1 protein-coding gene is annotated in these 1,224 nt (G+C 66.3%); it reads left to right on the top strand.

The features are described from left to right. Positions 1 to 1,224 (top strand): amino acid adenylation domain-containing protein (locus Q0994_RS33835; RefSeq protein ID WP_299542559.1); only part of this gene is annotated, 1,224 nt, incomplete at both ends.

Genomic DNA, 1,224 nt, shown 5'->3' on the forward strand with positions numbered 1-1,224 from the left:
CCACCGGCATCACCCCCGACACACTCATCGCCGTCTGCCTCGACCGCTCCCCCGAACTCATCGCCACCCTCCTCGGCATCATGAAAGCCGGCGGCGCGTTCGTCCCCCTCGACCCCGACTACCCCACCGACCGCATCACCTACATGGTCGAAGACGCACAAGCCCCCCTCATCATCACCAGCACCCACCACACCGACCGACTCCCCACCACCACACCCCACCTCCTCACCGACACCCAATGGCCCGACGGCCCCACCCACAACCCCGAACCCCTCGCCACCCCCGACGACCTCGCCTACATCATCTACACCTCAGGCTCCACCGGAAAACCGAAAGGCGTCGCCCTCGAACACCGCGGCGTCGTCAACTACCTCCACTGGTGCGACCACAACTACCCCGTCCACCACCCCCACGGCATCGGCACCATCCTCTACTCCTCCGTCACCTTCGACCTCACCATCACCGCCCTCTTCCTCCCCCTCATCCAAGGCACCCGACTCGCCATACCCCCCACCCAACCCGGCCAGAGCGCCTTCGACGCCGCCATCGACCTCATCCTCACCAACACCCCCATCAGCTTCCTCAAAGCCACCCCCTCCCACCTCGAAATCCTCGCCGCACACCTCACCACCCACCACACCACCCACCACATCACCACCATCGTCGCCGGCGGCGAAAACCTCACCCCCCACCTCGTCACCCAACTCCTCGACACCAGCACCACCCACACCACCATCAGCAACGAATACGGCGCCACCGAAGGCTCCGTCGCCAACGTCATGAGCCTCACCACCACCCCCGACCCCCACGGCCACACCACCACCCTCGGCCGCCCCATCACCAACACCACCACCTACGTCCTCGACCACCACAACCAACCCGCCCCCATCGGCATCCCCGGACACGCCCTCCTCGGCGGCATCTGCCTCGCCCGCAACTACCACCACCGACCCGACCTCACCACCCAACGCTTCACCCCCAACCCCCTCCACATCCCCACCGACCCCCGCACCTACCACACCGGCGACCTCGTCACCTGGCGCCCCGACGGCACCCTCCAATTCACCGGCCGCATCGACAACCAGATCAAACTCCGCGGCTACCGCATCGAACTCGGCGAAATCGAAAACGCCCTCACCACCCACCCCCACATCCACACCACCACCGTCACCACCCGCGAAGACACCCCCGGCGACAAACGCCTCACCGCCTACATCGTCACCA

The organism is uncultured Streptomyces sp., from assembly GCF_947488945.1.
Taxonomy (GTDB): domain Bacteria; phylum Actinomycetota; class Actinomycetes; order Streptomycetales; family Streptomycetaceae; genus Streptomyces.